The sequence below is a fragment of the Aeromonas sp. 25-248 genome (assembly GCF_053005425.1).
Genome location: NZ_JBRKTB010000020.1, coordinates 40,119 through 59,406, shown reverse-complemented (window position 1 = coordinate 59,406; position 19,288 = coordinate 40,119). Strand labels below are relative to the sequence as shown.

18 protein-coding genes are annotated in these 19,288 nt (G+C 60.9%); 7 read left to right on the top strand and 11 right to left on the bottom strand.

All coding sequences use genetic code 11. The features are described 5' to 3' along the window. Positions 1–3 precede the first annotated feature (3 nt). The 4 genes from ACVDHI_RS19535 to ruvA form a co-directional block, all read right to left on the bottom strand. Positions 4–1,560, bottom strand: coding sequence for a cytochrome ubiquinol oxidase subunit I (locus ACVDHI_RS19535; protein ID WP_010672869.1), 1,557 nt, complete (start codon positions 1,558–1,560; stop codon positions 4–6). A 686-nt stretch (positions 1,561–2,246) separates the two neighbouring features. Then, complete coding sequence (locus ACVDHI_RS19530; protein ID WP_029313687.1) at positions 2,247–2,489, bottom strand: hypothetical protein; 243 nt, start codon at positions 2,487–2,489, stop codon at positions 2,247–2,249. A gap of 10 nt (positions 2,490–2,499) precedes the next feature. Then, positions 2,500–3,510, bottom strand: coding sequence for a Holliday junction branch migration DNA helicase RuvB (gene ruvB / locus ACVDHI_RS19525; RefSeq protein WP_041211014.1), 1,011 nt, complete (start codon positions 3,508–3,510; stop codon positions 2,500–2,502). Between the two features lie 8 nt (positions 3,511–3,518). Continuing rightward, positions 3,519–4,133: a Holliday junction branch migration protein RuvA gene (gene ruvA, locus ACVDHI_RS19520; RefSeq protein ID WP_010672867.1), complete on the bottom strand. Its 615-nt coding sequence runs from the start codon at positions 4,131–4,133 to the stop codon at positions 3,519–3,521. A gap of 232 nt (positions 4,134–4,365) precedes the next feature. Between ruvA and ACVDHI_RS19515 the strand changes: the two genes are divergently transcribed. The 3 genes from ACVDHI_RS19515 to ACVDHI_RS19505 all read left to right on the top strand — a co-directional run bounded on the left by ACVDHI_RS19515 (position 4,366) and on the right by ACVDHI_RS19505 (position 9,061). Next, on the top strand, positions 4,366–6,375 hold the full coding sequence (locus tag ACVDHI_RS19515) for a methyl-accepting chemotaxis protein (RefSeq protein WP_447212430.1): 2,010 nt from the start codon (positions 4,366–4,368) through the stop codon (positions 6,373–6,375). Between the two features lie 136 nt (positions 6,376–6,511). Then, the gene (locus ACVDHI_RS19510; RefSeq protein WP_447212429.1) at positions 6,512–8,236 is read left to right on the top strand and encodes a proline--tRNA ligase; all 1,725 of its coding nucleotides are present in this window, start codon (positions 6,512–6,514) and stop codon (positions 8,234–8,236) included. 195 nt (positions 8,237–8,431) lie between these two features. Then, complete coding sequence (locus ACVDHI_RS19505) at positions 8,432–9,061, top strand: 3'-5' exonuclease (protein ID WP_039039479.1); 630 nt, start codon at positions 8,432–8,434, stop codon at positions 9,059–9,061. Between the two features lie 195 nt (positions 9,062–9,256). Here the strand turns inward: ACVDHI_RS19505 and ACVDHI_RS19500 are convergent, their stop codons facing one another. The 3 genes from ACVDHI_RS19500 to ACVDHI_RS19490 form a co-directional block, all read right to left on the bottom strand. Beyond that, positions 9,257–9,937 (bottom strand): SDR family oxidoreductase, encoded by a 681-nt coding sequence (locus tag ACVDHI_RS19500; RefSeq protein ID WP_010672863.1) that lies wholly within the window; start codon positions 9,935–9,937, stop codon positions 9,257–9,259. Positions 9,938–9,955: 18 nt separating this feature from the next. Continuing rightward, complete coding sequence (locus tag ACVDHI_RS19495) at positions 9,956–10,585, bottom strand: TIGR04219 family outer membrane beta-barrel protein (protein ID WP_010672862.1); 630 nt, start codon at positions 10,583–10,585, stop codon at positions 9,956–9,958. Between the two features lie 92 nt (positions 10,586–10,677). Continuing rightward, a complete protein-coding gene (locus ACVDHI_RS19490; protein WP_447212428.1) occupies positions 10,678–11,118 on the bottom strand; it encodes a copper chaperone PCu(A)C in 441 nt (146 codons plus the stop codon). Positions 11,119–11,207: 89 nt separating this feature from the next. Here ACVDHI_RS19490 and ACVDHI_RS19485 point away from each other — a divergent pair, with 89 nt between their 5' ends. Then, entirely contained in the window at positions 11,208–11,957 is a 750-nt protein-coding gene (locus tag ACVDHI_RS19485) for an enoyl-CoA hydratase-related protein (protein ID WP_041211009.1), read from the top strand. Between the two features lie 2 nt (positions 11,958–11,959). Here ACVDHI_RS19485 and ACVDHI_RS19480 read toward each other — a convergent pair whose 3' ends face one another. Continuing rightward, positions 11,960–12,388, bottom strand: a complete 429-nt coding sequence (locus ACVDHI_RS19480) for a DUF2753 family protein (RefSeq protein ID WP_010672859.1) — start codon at positions 12,386–12,388, stop codon at positions 11,960–11,962. A gap of 85 nt (positions 12,389–12,473) precedes the next feature. Further along, positions 12,474–13,181 carry a ParB-like protein gene (locus ACVDHI_RS19475; RefSeq protein ID WP_042014597.1) on the bottom strand — a complete coding sequence of 236 codons (708 nt, stop codon included), beginning with the start codon at positions 13,179–13,181 and terminating at the stop codon, positions 12,474–12,476. A gap of 174 nt (positions 13,182–13,355) precedes the next feature. Between ACVDHI_RS19475 and ACVDHI_RS19470 the strand changes: the two genes are divergently transcribed. The 3 genes from ACVDHI_RS19470 to ACVDHI_RS19460 all read left to right on the top strand — a co-directional run bounded on the left by ACVDHI_RS19470 (position 13,356) and on the right by ACVDHI_RS19460 (position 17,082). Continuing rightward, entirely contained in the window at positions 13,356–14,960 is a 1,605-nt protein-coding gene (locus ACVDHI_RS19470) for a peptide ABC transporter substrate-binding protein (RefSeq protein ID WP_447212427.1), read from the top strand. 110 nt (positions 14,961–15,070) lie between these two features. Beyond that, the gene (locus ACVDHI_RS19465) at positions 15,071–15,370 is read left to right on the top strand and encodes a hypothetical protein (protein WP_010672856.1); all 300 of its coding nucleotides are present in this window, start codon (positions 15,071–15,073) and stop codon (positions 15,368–15,370) included. Positions 15,371–15,522: 152 nt separating this feature from the next. Further along, positions 15,523–17,082 carry a methyl-accepting chemotaxis protein gene (locus tag ACVDHI_RS19460; RefSeq protein WP_323908060.1) on the top strand — a complete coding sequence of 520 codons (1,560 nt, stop codon included), beginning with the start codon at positions 15,523–15,525 and terminating at the stop codon, positions 17,080–17,082. 96 nt (positions 17,083–17,178) lie between these two features. Here the strand turns inward: ACVDHI_RS19460 and ACVDHI_RS19455 are convergent, their stop codons facing one another. Both ACVDHI_RS19455 and tpx read right to left on the bottom strand, forming a co-directional pair. Then, positions 17,179–18,399 carry a DEAD/DEAH box helicase gene (locus ACVDHI_RS19455; protein ID WP_447212426.1) on the bottom strand — a complete coding sequence of 407 codons (1,221 nt, stop codon included), beginning with the start codon at positions 18,397–18,399 and terminating at the stop codon, positions 17,179–17,181. Between the two features lie 146 nt (positions 18,400–18,545). Next, a complete protein-coding gene (tpx, locus tag ACVDHI_RS19450; protein ID WP_010672853.1) occupies positions 18,546–19,046 on the bottom strand; it encodes a thiol peroxidase in 501 nt (166 codons plus the stop codon). Positions 19,047–19,288 lie beyond the last annotated feature (242 nt).

Here is a 19,288-nt window from a genome sequence, read left to right as displayed (position 1 = left end):
TCCTTATGCCTTGCTCTGTTCGAAGTGGTACTTGCCCGTCTTCAGGCTGCTTGGGCCCAGGCGCGCATACTTGAACATCAGGTACATCTCGATGATCAGCAGTACGGTGTAGAACAGGAAGATCCCGATCAGAGAGAACCAGATCTCGGACGCAGGAATGTTGGATGCAGAGACATAAGTCGGCAGCATCTCGGCGATGGTCCAGGGTTGACGGCCATATTCAGCGACAAACCAGCCAGCCTCGATGGCGATCCAGGGCAGCGGAATGCCGTACAGCAGCGCCTTGAGCAGCCACTTGCGCTCGCCGATCTTGTGGCGGGTGCTGTCATAGAAGGCCAGACCGATCAGCACCAGCATCAGGATGCCGCAGGCGACCATGATGCGGAAGGCGAAGAACAGCGGCAGTACCTGCGGGATGGAGTCATCCACGGCAGCCTTGATCTGCTCGTCGGTGGCGTCGGTCACGTTGGGGGTGTAACGCTTGAGCAGCAGACCGTAGCCCAGATCCTGCTTCACTTCGTCGAAGCGGGCGCGGGTATCGTCGGACTTGTCACCGGATTGCAGCTTGGTCAGCAGGTCGTAGGCGGTCATGCCGTTGCGCACCCGCAGCTCATGCTCGCTCTTGAGATCCTTGAGACCAGTCACCTGACCGTCCAGGGAACGGGTGGCGATGATGCCGAGGGCATAGGGGATCTTGATGGCGTAGTCGGTGCGCATCTCTTCCTGGTTCGGGATCCCGAACAGGGTGAAGGATGCCGGAGCCGGCTCCGTGTTCCACTCGGCCTCGATGGCCGCCAGTTTCACCTTCTGTACTTCCCCGGTCTCGTAGCCGGACTCGTCACCCAGCACCAGCACGGAGAGGATGGAGGCCATGCCGAACGCGGCCGCGATGGCGAAGGAGCGACGAGCGAATGCCACATCACGATTCTTCAGCAGGTAATAGGAGGAGATCCCGAGCACGAACATGGCGCCCGTGGTATAGCCTGCCGCCACGGTGTGTACGAACTTGACCTGGGCAACCGGGTTGAACACCAGGTCGGCGAAGCTCACCATCTCCATGCGCATGGATTCGAAGTTGAACTCGGCACCCACCGGGTTCTGCATCCAGCCGTTGGCGACCAGGATCCACAGTGCGGAAAGGTTGGTCCCGAGCGCCATCAGCCAGGTAGCCGCCAGGTGCTGGCGCTTGCTGAGACGATCCCAACCGAAGAAGAACATACCGACGAAGGTGGACTCCAGGAAGAAGGCCATCAAGCCTTCGATGGCCAGCGGGGCCCCGAAGATGTCGCCGACATAGTGGGAGTAGTAAGCCCAGTTGGTACCGAACTGAAACTCCATGGTGAGCCCGGTGGTAACCCCGAGGGCAAAGTTGATACCGAACAACTTGCCCCAGAACTTGGTCATGTCCCGGTACACTGTGTTGTTGGTCATCACATAGACAGACTCCATGATCGCCAGGATGAAGGCCATCCCCAGCGTCAAGGGTACAAACAGGAAGTGATAAAGGGCCGTCGCAGCAAATTGGAACCGCGATAGGTCTACCACATGCTCAGCAATCATGATGTTTCCTCACCGATTATTGGCACGGCTATTTTAAGTTTTAAGGACAAAGCTTCCATTGGAAGTCCCCGAACGGTCGGTCACCCCTCGCGGACTGACCGGATTCGACTGCCACCACATTAACAACAAGGCAATATACAGGAACAAAAAAAGCTAATGTTTAACATCTAATAAACAATAACCAGGGTTCTATTCCCGCCTATAATGATCGCTGTTTTATATCACCTTTATTTGATTGAAATCAATGTAAAACCACCCTCAATACATGTTTTTTCAAGGCAACTTATAGGGCTTTTCCCATTAATTATGGGAGCTTCATCACAAAAAACACCAAGTCGTAAATAATTGATTTAAATCAATTTTATGACACATCAAAATAGTTTCAATTCTGTTAAACAAATACGCAACCCCGGAAATAAAGCCCTCGCATCTCGATTATTTCAATAAATGGCCAGGCTCATCCAAAAATCAATTTAAACCCAGTAAAAACACATGTTTATGCGGATTGACACCCCCACCAAATTCATTAGTTTATCTAATCAAAAGCCCATAGATTTTCTTGTTTGCCCCACCCGGAAAGAGCTCCTACAATGCGCCTCGCAGTGAGGGCATACCTCTGAATACAGGCCGGTCATTCCGGGTTCCCGGTACGTATTCGATGAACATTTCGAACCTGTTTGTTGGGATTAATGATGAAAAAGTTTGTTGCCAAGACCATCCGTTACTACAAGCTTTCTTTCGTTCAACTCTATCAAATGAACCGACTCTGAAGCCTCGCGACGGCTCCTCTGTTTTTTCCCGACCGGTCTGCAGACGCGCTCACTGTCTGTGAACATCCATCCTGAATTGTCTTTGCCCACCGCCTGTGCCGTGGGCTTTTTTTTGCCCGCAAAACAAAAAGCCGCCTCAAGGGCGGCTTTTTGGTTCATAGCGCAACGTCTACTGATCTGCCGGTCGTTCCAGGCCAAAGTGTGCGTAGGCTCTCTGAGTTGCGATCCGCCCTCTGGGTGTACGTTGCAGATAGCCTTGCTGGATCAGATAAGGTTCCAGCACGTCTTCTATGGTGTCCTTCTCCTCACCGATGGCGGCGGCCAGGTTGTCGAGCCCGACGGGCCCCCCCATAAACTTGTCGATGACGGCCAACAATAGCTTGCGATCCATGAAGTCGAAACCTTCGTTGTCCACGTCCAGCATGTCCATGGCACGGGCCGCAATGGGTCCGTCAATTCGCCCGTCAGACTTCACCTGGGCAAAATCTCGTACCCGCCTTAACAAACGGTTAGCAATCCGCGGTGTCCCCCGGGAGCGACGGGCTACCTCGAGAGCGCCGTCTTCCGTCATGTCGAGCCCGAGGCAGCGGGCGCTGCGAGAGACGATGTCGGTCAGGTCCTTGACGTTGTAAAACTCGAGGCGCTGCACGATGCCAAACCGATCCCGCAGGGGGCTGGTGAGGGAGCCGGCCCGGGTGGTGGCACCGATCAGGGTGAAGGGAGGGAGATCGAGCTTGATGGAGCGGGCCGCTGGCCCCTCCCCTATCATGATGTCGAGCTGATAATCCTCCATGGCCGGGTAGAGCACCTCCTCCACCACCGGGCTGAGACGGTGGATCTCGTCGATGAACAACACGTCGTTCGGTTCCAGGTTGGTGAGCAGTGCCGCCAGATCGCCGGCCTTCTCCAGCACGGGGCCGGAGGTGGTCTTGATGTTGACCCCCATCTCATTGGCGACGATGTTGGCCAGCGTGGTCTTGCCAAGGCCGGGAGGCCCGAAGATCAGCAGATGATCGAGGGCCTCCCCGCGCTGGCGGGCGGCCTCGATGAAGATCTCCATCTGATCGCAGACGTGATCCTGTCCGGTGTAATCGGCCAGCTTTCTGGGCCGGATGGCCCGATCGATGATCTCGTCCTCACGGGCGGCACCGGCCGAGATGAGGCGATCCGCTTCAATCATTGTCTACCTCACACCAGGCTGCGCAGGGATTCACGAATGATCTCCTCTACCGACATGCCGTCGGCGGCCACCTTGCTGACGATCTGGCTGGCCTGCTGCGGCTTGTAGCCGAGGGCCACCAGTGCACTGGCCGCCTCCTCGCTCGCATCCGGGGCTCGCAGCGGGCTCTCTTTCGCGGGCAGGGTGATTTCGGCCGGGGAGAAGAGATCGTGGCTGACCCAGCCCTTGAGGCGGTCTTTCATCTCCACCACCAGGCGCTCGGCGGTCTTCTTGCCCACGCCGGGCAACTTGACCAGTGAGCTTATCTCCTCGCGCTCGACGCTCATCACAAACTGGGTGGCCGTCATGCCGGAGAGAATGGCCAGGGCCAGCTTGGGGCCGACCCCGTTGGTCTTGATCAGCTCGCGAAACAGCGCCCGCTCCTGCTTGTGGTTGAAGCCGTAGAGCAGCTGGGCATCTTCACGCACCACGAAGTGGGTGTGAATGACGGCCTCCTTCCCGAGTTCGGGCAGATCATAGAAGCAGCTCATGGGCATATGAACCTCATATCCCACCCCTCCGACTTCCAGCAACACCTCGGGGGGTTGCTTCTCGATGATGACGCCTCTCAAGCGACCGATCATGTTCTTTTCCTCGCCACGCAGACTCTCGCAAATTGGGTCATAGCATAAAGAATAACTGGATAAGTATCCAGCATAGGTCCATGCAGATCATGGGATGACCAGCTCTTCATACCCGGCCATTTCCCTCGTTCAGAACACAGTCTGTCACTTTATTTTCCATCGGGGATGGCACATCTTCGTCATTGATTGAACACTGAAATGGTCTTGTTCGGCACCAGGGAAGGCTTGATTCATGAAAATCGTCACCACATCCAACCTCGGACTCACCATTCTACTCGGCTGCACCCTGGGCATGGGGGCGATCGGCTGGTATGGCAGCCAGCGGCTGGCTGATCTGCTCTCCTACGTCCTGGGTGCCGCCTGGCAGACGGCAGATGGTGCCATGGAGGGCTCCATCGAACTCGGCAACCAGTCGCTCTATATCCAGAAAATGCTCTCGGGGATCCCCCTCGACGCACCGGAACTGCAACGGGCAAAAGAAGCGGCCAGCGACGCCTTGCGCCGGGTGGAGCAAGGCGGGCTCATCGATGGGGCGGCCATTACCACACTGAAGCAGCATGAGCAGACCTATCAGCAAGAGCAGGCACAGCTGCTGACCCTCTATCGCACCTTCACAAGCACCGATGAGGCGCTGCGCGCCAGTTCTGAACGCATGTCACGCCTCTCGACCAGGCTGGAGGTGATCGGTGACGAGGCCGTCGAGAGCCTCACCCGCTCACCGGATCAGGCCATCAGCTGGCACGGCGGCCTCGCGACCCGCTGGCAGGCGGCCGATGGCGGCATGGAGGCCAACATCGGATTCCTGCGCCAGCTCTATGCGCTGGAGAAGATGCAGAGCGAAGGCCCTACTCCTGCCATCCAGGCCGAGCTGGCACAAGCCACCCGCTTCTATCAGGACGCGGTTGACGGCATGCTGGCAACCGGCCAGTTCGATGTGCCCGGTGACGGGGAGTTTGCAGGCCAAATGCTCTCCACCCAGTATCGCGCCCTGCAAGCCGACAATGCCCGCCTGATCCGTGAATGGACCACAGCCTTGAGCGCTTATCAGAACCAGCTGGCCCGTTACGAACACAGTGCCGACCAGCTCAGGCTGGCGCTGGTCGAGGTCGAGACCCAGGGGGACGCCACCGTCGAGGATCAGGTTCACCAGCTCAACGCCATCATCGACTACACCAGGGGACTCATCCTGGGGGGCTTGCTGCTCAGCCTGCTGATCGTCACCTGTTGCGGCTTCTGGCTGGTGCGCACCATTGTTCGCCCGCTACTCCAGGTCGACAAGCGCATGCAGGACATCGCCGCCGGGGAAGGAGATCTCAATGCCCGCATCAACCTCTCACGCGACGACGAGATTGGCTCCCTGGCCGGCAGCGTGGATCGCTTCATCGAGAAGCTGCAGATGATGATCAGCGCCACCATGGACAACAACCAGCACATCAGCCAGCACGTGCACACCTCGGTCAACCGGGTCCAGGCCATCAGCCAGAGCAGCCGCCAGACCGCTGCACATGCCCAGGCGCTGCACCACGACAGCGAGCAGATGGTGCAGGTGGCCACCACCATCTCGGACAACTGCAACCTGGCGGCACACAACGCCAACGAGGTACGCCAGCTCACCACGCAAAGCAGCCAGTATGTCTCCTCCGCCACCGCCGGCATGCAGCGGGTGGTCATGGAGGTGGGTGAATGTGCCACCGCCATCAATGCCCTCAAGGAGCAGGCAGGGCAGATTGGCCAGATCATCTCCACCATCAGCAATATCTCGGAGCAGACCAACCTGCTGGCACTCAATGCCGCCATCGAAGCCGCCCGGGCGGGCGAGATGGGGCGCGGTTTTGCCGTGGTGGCCGACGAGGTGCGCACCCTGGCCAATCGCACCGCCACCTCCAGCGCCGAGATAACGGACGTGATCAACAGCATCCAGCAGCAGACAGAGCAGGCCTATCTGATGATGCAACGCAACCTGAAAACCGTGGAATCGGGTATGGCGGACTCCGACAACACCAAGCAGATCCTGTTCAAGGTAGAAGAGGCCATCGATCAGCTCGCCGACATGGTGCAACAGGTGGCAGAGGCGACCAGCCAGCTCTCCCACACCCTGGGACACACCACGGGCAAGGTTTCGGATATCAGCCTGCAGGCCCAGACGGGCGAACAGGAAGCCCAGGAGTGCCTGCAACTGGCCTCCTCCCTCCATCAGGCCAGCCAGCAGCAACAGCAGTTGCTGTCGCAATTTCGGGTCTAGTGCGGACGGGGCAAGGCCCCCGCCCTACCCCAGCGCCGCTGAATTTAGCCCTTGGGCCGGGGGGCTTCGCCTGTTAAAATTCCGCACTTGAAATTTTCCAGGGCCAAGCCGCCCGAACTAGCGAAGGTCTACCGCGATGCGTACCAGCCAATATCTGCTTTCCACTCTCAAGGAAACCCCCTCCGACGCTGAAGTTGTCAGCCACCAGCTGATGCTGCGCGCCGGGATGATCCGCAAACTCGCTTCCGGCATGTACGCCTGGCTGCCGACCGGCTTGCGGGTCCTGAAGAAGATTGAAAACATCGTCCGCGAAGAGATGAACAATGCGGGTGCCGTCGAAGTATCCATGCCGGTGGTACAGCCCGCCGAGCTGTGGCAGGAGTCCGGCCGCTGGGATGACTACGGCCCCGAGCTGTGCCGCCTCACCGACCGTCACAACCGCCCCTTCGTGCTGGGGCCGACCCACGAAGAGGTGATCACCGCGCTGGTCCGTTACGAAGTGAACAGCTACAAGCAACTGCCGCTGAATCTGTATCAGATCCAGACCAAGTTCCGCGATGAAGTGCGCCCCCGTTTCGGCGTGATGCGTGGCCGCGAATTCCTGATGAAGGATGCCTACTCCTTCCACATCGACAAGGCCTCCCTGGTCGATACCTATGAGAAGATGCATGCGGCCTACTGCACCGCCTTCACTCGCATGGGTCTGAACTTCCGCCCGGTGCAGGCCGATACCGGCTCCATCGGGGGCACCGGCTCCCACGAATTCCAGGTGCTGGCCGAGAGCGGTGAAGACTTGATCGCCTTCTCCGATACATCCGATTACGCCGCCAACATCGAGATGGCCGAAGCCCTGGCACCGGCTGGCGAGCGCGCTGCCGCAACCAAAGCCCTGACCAAGGTGGCCACCCCGGCCGTCCACACCATCGACGAAGTGGCCGCTTTCCTGAACGTGGCGCCGACCGCCATCGCCAAGACCCTGCTGGTACTGGCCGAGGAAGATGAGCACGGCAAACAGGCCGTCATCGCCCTGGTACTGCGTGGCGACCACGAGCTGAACGAAATCAAGGCCGAGAAGCTTTCTGGCGTGGCTAACCCGCTGACCTTCGCCAATGACGAGCAGATCAAAGCGGCCGCCGGTTGCGACGCAGGCTCCATCGGCCCGGTCGGCTTTGCCGGTCGCATCATCGTCGATCGCAGCGCCGCCCATCTGAGCGATTTTGTTTGCGGCGCCAACGAGACCGGTTTCCACCTGACCGGTGCCAACTGGGATCGCGACATCGCCTCTTACGAAGTGGCCGACCTGCGCAACGTGGTGGAAGGTGATCCGAGCCCGTGCGGCCAGGGCAAGCTGCTGCTCAAGCGCGGTATCGAAGTGGGCCACATCTTCCAGTTGGGCACCAAGTACTCCGAAGCGATGAAGGCGAGCGTGCTGAACGAAGGCGGCAAGTCCGTCACCATGGAGATGGGTTGCTACGGTATCGGGGTTTCCCGTCTGGTGGCTGCCGCCATCGAGCAGAACAACGACCAGTACGGCATCATCTGGCCGGATGCCATCGCCCCGTTCGAAGTGGCCATCGTGCCGATGAACATGCACAAATCCGAGCGCGTCGCCCTGCAGGCACAGCAGTTCTACGCCGAGCTCAAAGCCGCCGGGGTGGACGTGCTGTTCGACGACCGTAAAGAGCGCCCGGGTGTGATGTTCGCCGACATGGAGCTGATCGGTGTGCCCCACGCCATCGTCATCGGTGACCGTGGTCTCGACAACGGCGTGGTGGAGTACAAGTGCCGCCGCTCCGGCGAGAAGCAGGAAGTGGCCATCGGCGAGATCGTTGCCATGCTCAAGGCCAAGCTGGGTCGCTGATAACGCCGACACCGCCTCTCGCTTTTCATAGGAAAGCCCCGAGTGCCACGGCACTCGGGGCTTTTTATATGGCTCTCAGCCATGATGCACAAAAATGCGTCTCCAGCGTGAACCAATGAGATAACTGCATTGCCCTGTACACGGCACGGCTGATTTCCTAGACTGGCGCTCTTTACCCAGCTTGCCCGAGAAGTTATGTCCATCGCCTCAGCCAATACCGTTGTCGTGCTCGACTTCGAGACCACAGGGCTTTCACCCGGACAAGGGGATAGAGCCATCGAGATCGGTGCCGTCAGAATCAAGGATGGCCATATCAGTGAGCGTTTCTCGGCATTGATGAATCCGGGCTTCAACGTGAGCAGCTTCATCGAGCAATATACCGGGATCAGCAATGCCATGCTGAAACAGGCTCCCCCCTGTAACGAGGTGATGGCGGATTTCGTCGACTTTATCGGTGATGACAATCTGGTCGCCCACAACGCCTCCTTCGACAAGCGCTTTCTGGATGCGGAAATAGAGCGATTGCCGGCGCAATACCGCGGCCAGTTCGCCTGTTCCCTGCTGCTATCGAGGCGCCTGTTTCCCGATGCCCCGGATCACAAGCTGGGTACCCTGGTGCAATACCGGAGCCTGCCCAATGACGGGGTATTTCACCGTGCCCTGGCGGATGCCGAGGTGACGGCCCACCTCTGGCTTGCCTTGTTGGAAGAGCTGGCGTGTCGACATGGCATTATCGACCCGGACTTTGAATTGCTGCTGACCCTTGGCAAGAAGCCAAAACAGGTGATTCCATCCTTCCTGCGGGAATATGCGACTCGGAAATAATATGTGCCGACATGCATCATCAATCATCCATGCCATGTCGGCACTGAATTTACCCGCCTTCACATCCATGATGGCCCGGCGTAAAGAGAGGCAGGCAAGCAGATAATTTAGCACTGCACATCAATCAAAAAGCGCGCCAAATGGCGCGCCTTTTGTTTCTGCTCTTCTGGGCGGCAAGGGCCGGAGCCCACTATCTCAACTATTGCGACCGATAAAGAGATCGGTCACATGGCAGCTGCTTCTCGCGGCCAGCGCATCCAGCATGTAGGCTGCCGCGTCTTCCGGCGTCATGAAGCCGCTCGGGTCCACATGATCCGAATTCTCCCAGAACTCGCTGCGGATCCCGCTCGGATAGAGGTTCACCAGTCGCAGGGGAGCACTCTTCAGCTCGGCCCGCAAGGATTCGAGAAAGCCGCGCATGCCCCATTTGGAGGCGCAATAGAGGCTCTCGTTTGCCTTGCCGGTCTGGGCGGCAGAGGAGAGCACATTCGCCAGCACCCCGCCCTTGTCGCCGATGAGGCGTACCGTCTGCTGGGCCACCAGTATGGTGGAGATGAGATTGCTCTCCACCACCCGGCGGATCTGCTCGGCGGTGTAGACACCCACCGGGCCGAACTCGCCGACACCGGCACAGTGGATCACCATGTCGGGCAGGCCGCCCCACTCCACCGCAGCGGCAAAGGCGACATCCACCTCTTCGTGGTGTGCGAGATCGGCGGCAATGCCGATCACCGCCTTGCCGAGCAGCTCTTCCTGCTCCTGCAGTTTCTGGTAACGGCGACCCATCATGGAAACCTGATGGCCGCGTTCAACCAGCCCTATGGTCAGGGCGCGGCCCAGTCCGGATCCGGCGCCAGTCACTATGATGTGGCCCATGTGTACTCCTCAGGGAGATCAGAAGGTGAATTCACCACCGATAAACCAGCCGTCGATGGTCTGATCGACGCGATCGAAGTCCATCTCGGCCTCACGCCAGCCAGCGCGGATCTTGAGCGGCACAGAAGAGAACTTGTAGGAGCCGCCCAGACGGTAGTCGTAGTTGTCGGCATCCTGCACCCGCATATCGCCAAACGCGGCGAAGCCGGTCCCCGGGATGCGTACTTCACCCCCGGTGTAGGCCATCAGCACATCCTTGTCATAGGAGTAGTGCTGGGTGTTGAAATCACCGTCGTAGCGACGACCGGTCAGACCCAGGTCGATCTGGAACAGGTCGTTGTTGAACAGGCGATAGTAGAGGCTCAGGTCGTAAGCCAGCAGATCGTTGTTGAAGCTGCCGCCGCTGCTGCTGAAGTCGGACATTTCGAACTTGGCGTTGGGCAGCAGCAGGATGCCGTGCTCCAGTTGCAAGTAGCCGCTCCAGTTGTAGTTCTCGTCGTAGCTGCCATCGGCACCCACGCTGCTGACCTGGCCACTTCCCTGGGCATTCCACAGATCGGCACCCGCCGCAAAACGCCAGTCATTGGCGGCCATGGCCCCATGGCTGAGCAGAGCCATCACAGTGCCGGCAATCAGGGTCTTCTTCATCACTTCGCTCCATTTTGGACTGGAAAGGCCATCATTTTACCCGCTGGGCAAGGAATACCTAGAGTAAAAAGCTGAACAAGCGTCCATAAATGTCAGTGCTTCATCCCTTTCATGGGTTCGACCGGCTTCACGGGCAGGCTCAGTGACAGCGTCTGACCATCGTCCAGGGTCAGGGTCAGCGGGAAGGGCGTGCCCTGGGCCAGGGTATGGATGTCGAACAACATGATGTGCAGGTTGCCGGGCTTGAGCACGGCCTCCCCCTTGGCCGGGATCTCGATGCTCTCCACCTGGCGCATCTTCATGACGCCGTTCTCGTGCAAATGGGTGTGCAGCTCGACACGGCCCGCCTCAGGAGACGCTCCCGCCACCAGTTTCACCGGTTTGTCCCCATCGTTCCTGAGCACCATGAACGCCGCCGTGTTCGGCGAGCCAGGGGGAAGCAGGCGCACATAACCATCGACCGCGTCGACCTTGGCCAGGGCCGGGGCGGCCAGAAGCAGTGCCATGGTGGAATAAAACGCACGTTTAAACATGGTTGAAATCCTTTTATGATGTTGTTAAACGAGACAAAGCTTACCCCTGTGGCAAGCTTTTGACAGCCCCCGACAACAAGGATTCAGACATGGCCCTCACAATTCTGGCCGAACAGCAGGACGGCTTGCTCACCCTGACCTTCAATCGACCGGAAAAGCGCAATGCCCTCAACACGGAGACGTATCTGGCGCTGACCGATGCACTGCGCCAGGCCGCCCGGGACGAAGAGGTCCATGTGCTGCTGTTGCAGGGCCAGGCGGAGTGCTTCACCGCCGGCAACGATCTGGCCGACTTTGTTGGCAAGCACGCCCTTGAGCCGGACGATCCCATCCTGCAATTTCTGCACACCCTGGCCGACTTCCCCAAACCGGTGATCGCCGCCGTGGGCGGCCCGGCAGTCGGCATCGGCACCACCCTGCTGCTGCACTGCGACCTGGTCTATCTGGGTGACAACGCCCGGTTGCAACTGCCTTTCGTCGAGCTGGGGCTGGTGCCGGAGTTTGCCGCCAGCCTGCTGCTGCCACGCGCCGTCGGTCACCTCAAGGCGGCGGAGCTGTTGCTGCTGGCAGAGGCCATCGATGGGGAAGAGGCGCTGCGTCTCGGGCTCGCCAACCGGGTGCTGGCCCCGGCGGACCTGCTCCCCTTCGCTCGGGAGCAGGGACTGAAACTGGCGGCCAAGCCGCCGATGGCGCTCCAAAAGAGCAAGGCGCTGCTCAAGCAGGAGCTCAAACAGGCGGTGCATTTCGTCATCGACCTGGAAGCGCGCGCCTTCGCCCAGGCCCTCCAAGGGGAAGAGGCGCAAAGCCGCATCGCCAGCAAGCTGCAAAAACGGCGCTGAACTCAGTTGAGACGGAACCGACCTATCAGCTCGCAGCCCTGCACCCTGTCCTGCACCTGGATAAGCCGGGCGATCTCTGGATTGGGGTGGCGCTTCAAGAAGGAGAGCAGGGCGGCGCGGCAGCAGCCCAGCTCACTGATGAGAGATTCGCACTCCCGGTTGGGGCACTGGGGCACCAGGGCGGTGACCAGCTCGGAGGCGAGCTTGAGGTAGCGCAGTTCATAGGCGGGCTCTTCCATGGCACGCCAGAAGTCGGCCATGCGGTGACAGGTGGCGACCCGCATGCTGGCCAGTTCGTCCAGATCCCCGGAGGCCAGCTCATACACTTCCCCCAGGGCCTGCTGATAGAGGCAGATCGCCGTGCCCAAAGCCCCCATGCCAAGGGCGTTCTCCGCCTCCAGCATGTAACGTTGCCAGTTCTGATGTTCCATGTTCCTCTCCTTTGCCTACACGAGTGGAGTCTGTATCATGGCCAATCGAGAACAAATATCAACCAGACCCTTTGTGCAGGATCCCTCAACCCGCCGTTCTGGGCTGATTGACGCGACACTGCTTGCCGGGGTAACCAGGCAGATCCGCCGCCTTGCTGCTGCACGCCAGCCGTTTGGCTTCGGCGAGGCGATCCGCGAGGTTGACCTCATCGATCGGCTGCCAGGCCATCTGCTGGCCGAGCCAGCTGGCCCAGGCAAACTCGACGAAGTAGACCTGATCCTTCTTGCTGAAGTAGCCCGCATCCTGCAGCAGCCCCGCCAGGGTGCGGTAGGGGTAATCCGGCAATTCACCGATATGACCGGGCAACTGCTCGGGAGTCAGGGGTTGACCCCGTTCATCCTTGAGCCAGGCCCAGTGGTTGTTCTGCATCTGGCTCCAGAAGTTGGCCCTGTCCTGCAACCGTGCAATCACCTTGACCCTGACCTGCTTCACCCCCTGCTGCCACAGCGCCTTGGTCAGGTGGTGCCTGTCCACCAGCCAGTAACCCCCATCCGGCGCGATGACGATGGGGATCTCTTTCTTTTTCATCAGCTTGTCGAGCTGCTTCTCGCTCTTGTCCGCCAGCTCCCGGGCAGTGGTATCCACCTGCAACTGCCCCACGCCGCCCTGGGTGGGGTGCAGCGCCTCTATGTTCACCTCGCACCAGCTTCCCACCGGGCTGCTCTTCTCGCACGGGGACAACGCCCAGGCGCCCTGGCTCAGCACGCAGGCCAACAAGATCCATGCTCTCATCATTCTCTCCTTTTCCTGGCGCTCACGGCGCCCCTTCGTTGACAGCCGCATCGGATATCAATGGGACTCATGCTGGCGGTCTGACCAGCAAAGGGGATATCATGATTTCCCATCTGCCGGCGATGCATTCTCGCCGAGTTTTCTCCCCGCTTCACACATTTTGAAGGATTCACCATGAAAGGATGGAGCCCCCTGCTGGCCCTGCTGGGCTGTGCCTGCGTCCAGGCTGCCGATGTGCCGCCCGGTACCCCACTCGCCGCCGAACAGGCCGTCGTCCGTCATCTCAAGGATGAACCGGCGAGCCTGAGCCCTCTCAAGCTGGTGGGACTGCCGGAGCTGCAGGTCCTCAGAGACCTTTACGAGGGGCTGCTGACCCAGGGGCCGGACGGCAAGGTGCTGCCTGGGGTGGCATCCCGCTGGGACAACGAGGGGAACCAGACATTCACCTTCCACCTGAGGCCGGATGCCCGCTGGTCCAACGGCGACCCCGTGCGCGCCGCCGACTTCGTCTATGGCTGGCGCAAGCTGGTTGACCCCAGGGAAGCCGCCACTTTCGCCTGGTTCGCCCAGCTCGCCCGCTTCGACAAGGTGGACGACATAATGGCAGGCAAGCTGGCCCCCGATGCGCTCGGGGTGGAGGCCGTCGATGACCATACCCTGAAGGTGACCCTCTCCCAGCCGGTGCCCTATTTCCTGAGCCTGTTGACCCATCCCAGCCTGTCGCCCCTGCACCGGGCCAGCATGGGACAATATGGCAACCAGTGGACCCAGCCCGGCAAGCTGGTGGGCAACGGCGCCTTCGTGTTGAGTCACCGGGTGGTGAACGAGAAGCTGGAGCTGACGCCCAATCCCTACTACTGGGATCGCGCCCACACGGTGCTGACCCGCGTCACCTTCGTGCCCATCAACCAGGAGAGCGCGGCCACCCACCGCTATCTGGCCGGGGATCTGCACATCACCGAATCCTTCCCCAAGGAGCAGTACCAGAGCCTGATGGCCCAGATCCCGGGGGAAGTCTATACCCCGGAACAGCTCGGCACCTACTACTACGCCTTCAACACCCAGCGCCCGCCCCTCAATGATGTGCGGGTGCGCCAGGCGCTTTCCTACACCATCGACAGGGGCCTGATTGCCGACAAGGTGCTGGGCACCGGGGAGAAACCGGCCTACCACTTCACCCCGGACGTGACCGCCGACTTCGACCCCAAGCCCAATCTGCTCTCCACCAGCAGTCAGCAGGCGCTGGACGAGCGTGCCAGAGCCCTGCTGAAAGAAGCGGGCTACGGCCCAAGCAATCCTCTCAAGCTGACCCTGCTCTACAACACGGCAGAAATTCACAAGAAGATGGCGCTGGCCATCGCCAACCTGTGGAAACAGAAGCTGGGGGCCCGGGTCGAGCTCACCAATCAGGAGTGGAAGACCTATCTCGACAGCCGTCAAAGCGGCCAGTTCGAGGTGATCCGCTCCTCCTGGGTCGCCGATTACAACGACCCCTCCGCCTTCCTCGGGCTCTGGGGATCGGGCCACAGCGGCAACATGGCCCGGTTCGCCAACCCGGCTTACGACAAGCTGCTGGCGCAGGCGGCCAACAGTCAGGATCCCGCAGAGCGGGCCCGCCTGTTTGATGAGGCCGAGGCCATCTTGCAGAAGGAGGCCCCCATCGCCCCCATCTACCAGTACACCAATGCCCGGCTCATCAAGCCCTGGCTCAAGGGGTATCCCATCAACAACCCGGAAGACGTGGCCTACAGCCGTCAGCTCTACCTCGTCAAACACTGAGTCCGGGGAGGGGTCGGGACACCTGACCCCTCCTGGCACTGTTCCTGTTCAAGTTCCCGGCATAAAATGCCGCCTCTTTTCATTCATCAACCCCGTGATCCGATCCTGCCATGCGTGCTCTGCTCCTGATTGCCCTGTTTGTTGCCCTTCCCGCCAAGGCCGCCGATGAAACCGAATGCCGCCAAGCCTTCCTCGAATGGATGTTGAGCCAGCAGAAGCAGTTCAGCGACCGCAAGGCCAGCAAGATGGAGCGACGCAATGCCGAACGAGCCATCGATCAGGCCCGGGATGCCTTCGCCAAGCAGGAGAGTTTCTGCCAGGCCATGGCCTGGGTCGCCAGCGCAGAAGACAATGACCCCCGCTTCAAGCCGAGGACGGGGGAGATCCACGACTTCACTCCCCGCGGCTGAGCCCGCCATCTACGACTTTTTTCAGCCTTTCCCGTGTTGATTTATTGACCCAAGCCAAGGTGGTGCAACAGTCCGCATCTACAATGACGCCGTAACAATCACAAAAATAAAAAATAATTTTATCAGTTACTTGGCTCATTCAGGATGCGCACATGACCACAACCCGGCACGAAGGGGAGATCCGTTTCCCCGATCACATCTCACTGATCTCGACCACGGATCCCACCAGTCACATCACTTATGCCAACCAGCACTTTTGCGATGTGGCGGGCTACAGCGCGACCGAAATGGAAGGGGAGCCCCACAATCTGGTCCGCCACCCCGACATGCCCAAGGCCGCGTTCGCCGACATGTGGCGCCGCCTGCAACAAGGAAAGAGCTGGATGGGGCTGGTAAAGAACCGCGCCAAGAGTGGTCAGTTCTACTGGGTCAACGCCTACGTCACGCCGATTCTCAACGATCAGCAGCAGATCATCGAATACCAGTCTGTCCGCACCCGTCCCCAGGATCACGACATCGCCTGGGCAGAGCAGCTCTATGCCCGGATCCGTGACGGCAAGGCACTGCCCTGGCTGACCCGGCTGACCCTGGAGCCGGGGCCGCTGTGTCTGCTGCTCTCTGGCACCGCCCTGCTCGGCATGGGGGCCAGTCTGGTCACCGGCCAGCCGGGGTGGGGCGTCATCACCCTGCTCTGCTTGCTGGCCCAGATGGGGCATGGCTGGCATCTGCAACGGCGGCTGGCCAGACTGCTGGCCATGGCGGGCGAGGAGCAGGGCAGCGCCCTTTGCCAGGTACTCTATGCCAGGCGTCAGGACAGCCTGGCCGCCCTTGAACTGCTGCTGCGCATGAAGAAGGCGGAGCTGCGCGCCGTGGTGGGTCGCAGCGCGGACACCAACCAGCAGATCCTGCAGGCGGCGGAGGATGACAGGGGGCATATCCAGACCATAGACACTCACCTGCAACAGCAGCGGGCCCAGAGCGAGCAACTGGCGGCGGCCATCACCCAGATGAGCCAGTCCATCCGCGATGTGGCTGACAATGCCCACCAGGCCAATGCGCTGGTAGGCGAGGTCCAGCAGGTGTCCGCCAGTGGTCAGCAGGCGCTGGCCACCACCCGGGATTCGGTCGACAGGCTTCATCAGGAGCTGGACGCCAGCCAGGGCGTGCTGGCGCGCCTGACCCAGGACAGCCAGAAGATCAACGGCATTCTGGAGGTGATCGGGCAGATTGCGGATCAGACCAACCTGCTCTCCCTCAATGCGGCCATCGAGGCGGCACGGGCCGGTGAACAAGGGCGCGGCTTTGCGGTGGTGGCCGACGAGATACGGGCCCTGGCCCAGAAGACCCGCAGCTCCACCGGCGAGATAAGCGACATGATAGGGGCGCTGCAACAGAGCACCCGGCAACTGTCCGATGGCATGGAGCAGGGGGCCCAGACATCAGTGCTCTGCCAGCAGCACATGGGGGCCACCGCCGAGGTGCTCGACCAGATCAACCGGATGCTGGCCCGGGTGACCCACACCAGCGACGAGATAGCCCAGGCGGTGAGCCAGCAGGCGGATGTCACCAGCACCCTAGATCAGGGGATCCACCAGATCCACCAACTGGCGAGCCACACCGCGGACAACAGCCGTCAAGCCCTCGATGGCATCACCTTGCTGGTGGAGCGGCTGCAAAACCTCTCCCGCCTGATCAACCAGTTCCACGACTGACCCCCTTGCCGTGTAGTTTGGCGCGCCCCCGGGCGCGCTGCCGATCTCTCCTCTCCTTCACGACGACAGGCTCCCGCCGGGGGCAAGAAGTCCGTCTCAGGATTTGCCCTTGAACTGCTTGATGCTGCGCTTGCCCTGGGTGCGACGGTTCGCCTGCTTGTCTCTTGGCGCCCGTTTGCTCTCCCCGCTGGCGGGTTTGTCGGTCACCGGGAAACCTGCCAGCGCCGCCAGGGGCAGGGGCCGACCGGTCAGGGCCCGGATCCCCTCGAGCGCCTCCCCATCCCCGTGACAGGTAAGGGAGATGGCCAGACCGCTCTGCCCAGCACGGGCGGTACGACCGATACGATGCACGTAGACGGGGGCATGGTCCGGCAGATCCAGATTGATCACCACCGGCAATGCCTCCACGTGGATGCCGCGCGCCATCAGGTCCGTGGCCACCAGCACCCGCACCCTGCCCTCCTTGAAATCCGCCAGTGCCCGCTCCCGCGTGGTCTGATCCTTGTTTCCGTGCAGGACCGCCACCGTCATGCCAGCCCTGGCGAGTTTCTTGGCCACCCCGTCCGCGTCGTCCCTGGCACTGATGAAGACCAGCGCCTGGGGCCACTCTCCGGCCTCCAGCAGGGCGATCAGCGCAGGCACCTTGCTGCTCCTGTTGACCAGATAGAGCCGCTCCTCGATGTCGCTCACCAGGCTGTTGAGCGGCTCGGCCTCGATGCGCACCGGATCCTGCAGCAGGCCCGAGGCAAGGCTCTCCAGTTCGACCGGCAAGGTGGCGGAGAAGAGCATCTGCTGCCGCGCCTCCGGCATTGCCTTCATCAGCCACTGGATATCGGGCCAGAACCCCATCTCCAGCAGGCGATCCGCTTCATCCAGCACCAGCATGCGCAGGGCACCCAGCCCCAGCGTCTGCTGGGCCAGCAAGTCCCGTAACCGTCCGGGGGTCGCCACCAGCAGTTGGGGGCCGAGAGCCAGTTCCCGCTCCTGCCACTCCTGGGCCACCCCGCCACACAGGGTCAGGAGGCGCACCCCCAACCCGTCGGCAATCTCCTGCAGGGCGGCGCTCACCTGGCTTGCCAGCTCCCGGGTGGGGACCAGTACCAATCCCTGTACCCGGTCACTGGCTGCGTCCAGCCTCTGCAGCAGCGGCAGGCCGAATGCCAGGGTCTTGCCACTGCCGGTCCTGGCCAGGGCAAGCAGATCCCGTCCTGACAAGGCTGCAGGAATGGCTAGCTGCTGAATGGGGGTCGGTTTTTCCAGCGCTGCGGGCAGCAGGCGCAACAGGGCGGGGGCAAGGGCGAGTTCGTCAAACGTCATGGGGATCGCAGATACAGGCTGAACGAGGATGTGGAGGCGAAGTCTAGCCAGACCCACCCCATAAGTAAAAGGTTCGGAAGCGCAATAAAAACGGCCTGCCCCGTGTGAACGGGGCAGGCCGTCAGGCAATCAACCTGTGACGCGACTTACAGAACGGCCAGGGCGGCGGCGTAGTTCGGCTCGTCGGCGACTTCGGCCACCAGCTCGCTGTGCAGCACCTTGTCGTGCTCATCCAGTACCACGATGGCACGGGCAGCCAGACCCACCAGCGGGCCGGAGGAGAAGGCCACGCCGTAGTCTTGCAGGAAGGAGACACCGCGCAGGGTGGAGAGGTTCACCACCTTGTCCAGACCCTCGGCGCCGCAGAAACGGGCCTGGGCGAACGGCAGGTCGGCAGAGATGCACAGCACGACTGTGTTGTTCAGGGCGCTTGCCTGCTCGTTGAACTTGCGCACGGAAGTGGCGCAGGTCGGGGTGTCGACGCTCGGGAAGATGTTCAGGATCTTGCGCTTGCCGGCGAAGGTCGCCAGGGTCGCATCGGACAGATCGCCAGCAACCAGGGAGAAGGGCTTGGCCTGCTCACCGGCTACGGGGAAGTGGCCGGAGACGGAGACGGGGTTGCCTTGCAGGGTGACGGTATTGCTCATGTTAGGTCCTTGATGATTGATGTGGGATCCAGGGTCCCCAGTATAGGCCCGCCACGGGATGACAAACACCCGCTAATGAAAGGGATTTGGCATCCCTTTGCGTCCCCCCTGCTCCAGAGGCAGATCAGCGGTCACTGTCATGGCCCCGGACAAAGAGAAGAAGAGGACTTGACCTTGGACTTTACACCAAGGTTTACACTCGGCTCAGTCATCCAGGATCCCGCAGGGGCGGGATCCCTCAA

Bases quoted from the DNA above. Each gene is read 5' to 3' on its own strand.
- ACVDHI_RS19475 (WP_042014597.1), bottom strand. From the start codon at position 13,181: ATGAGAGCATGGATCTTGTTGGCCTGCGTGCTGAGCCAGGGCGCCTGG.
- ACVDHI_RS19495 (WP_010672862.1), bottom strand. From the start codon at position 10,585: ATGAAGAAGACCCTGATTGCCGGCACTGTGATGGCTCTGCTCAGCCAT.
- tpx (WP_010672853.1), bottom strand. From the start codon at position 19,046: ATGAGCAATACCGTCACCCTGCAAGGCAACCCCGTCTCCGTCTCCGGC.
- ruvA (WP_010672867.1), bottom strand. From the start codon at position 4,133: ATGATCGGTCGCTTGAGAGGCGTCATCATCGAGAAGCAACCCCCCGAG.
- ACVDHI_RS19480 (WP_010672859.1), bottom strand. From the start codon at position 12,388: ATGGAACATCAGAACTGGCAACGTTACATGCTGGAGGCGGAGAACGCC.
- ACVDHI_RS19505 (WP_039039479.1), top strand. From the start codon at position 8,432: ATGTCCATCGCCTCAGCCAATACCGTTGTCGTGCTCGACTTCGAGACC.
- ACVDHI_RS19460 (WP_323908060.1), top strand. From the start codon at position 15,523: ATGACCACAACCCGGCACGAAGGGGAGATCCGTTTCCCCGATCACATC.
- ACVDHI_RS19530 (WP_029313687.1), bottom strand. From the start codon at position 2,489: ATGAACCAAAAAGCCGCCCTTGAGGCGGCTTTTTGTTTTGCGGGCAAA.
- ACVDHI_RS19465 (WP_010672856.1), top strand. From the start codon at position 15,071: ATGCGTGCTCTGCTCCTGATTGCCCTGTTTGTTGCCCTTCCCGCCAAG.
- ACVDHI_RS19455 (WP_447212426.1), bottom strand. From the start codon at position 18,399: ATGACGTTTGACGAACTCGCCCTTGCCCCCGCCCTGTTGCGCCTGCTG.
- ACVDHI_RS19510 (WP_447212429.1), top strand. From the start codon at position 6,512: ATGCGTACCAGCCAATATCTGCTTTCCACTCTCAAGGAAACCCCCTCC.
- ACVDHI_RS19490 (WP_447212428.1), bottom strand. From the start codon at position 11,118: ATGTTTAAACGTGCGTTTTATTCCACCATGGCACTGCTTCTGGCCGCC.
- ACVDHI_RS19500 (WP_010672863.1), bottom strand. From the start codon at position 9,937: ATGGGCCACATCATAGTGACTGGCGCCGGATCCGGACTGGGCCGCGCC.
- ACVDHI_RS19470 (WP_447212427.1), top strand. From the start codon at position 13,356: ATGAAAGGATGGAGCCCCCTGCTGGCCCTGCTGGGCTGTGCCTGCGTC.
- ACVDHI_RS19485 (WP_041211009.1), top strand. From the start codon at position 11,208: ATGGCCCTCACAATTCTGGCCGAACAGCAGGACGGCTTGCTCACCCTG.
- ruvB (WP_041211014.1), bottom strand. From the start codon at position 3,510: ATGATTGAAGCGGATCGCCTCATCTCGGCCGGTGCCGCCCGTGAGGAC.
- ACVDHI_RS19535 (WP_010672869.1), bottom strand. From the start codon at position 1,560: ATGATTGCTGAGCATGTGGTAGACCTATCGCGGTTCCAATTTGCTGCG.
- ACVDHI_RS19515 (WP_447212430.1), top strand. From the start codon at position 4,366: ATGAAAATCGTCACCACATCCAACCTCGGACTCACCATTCTACTCGGC.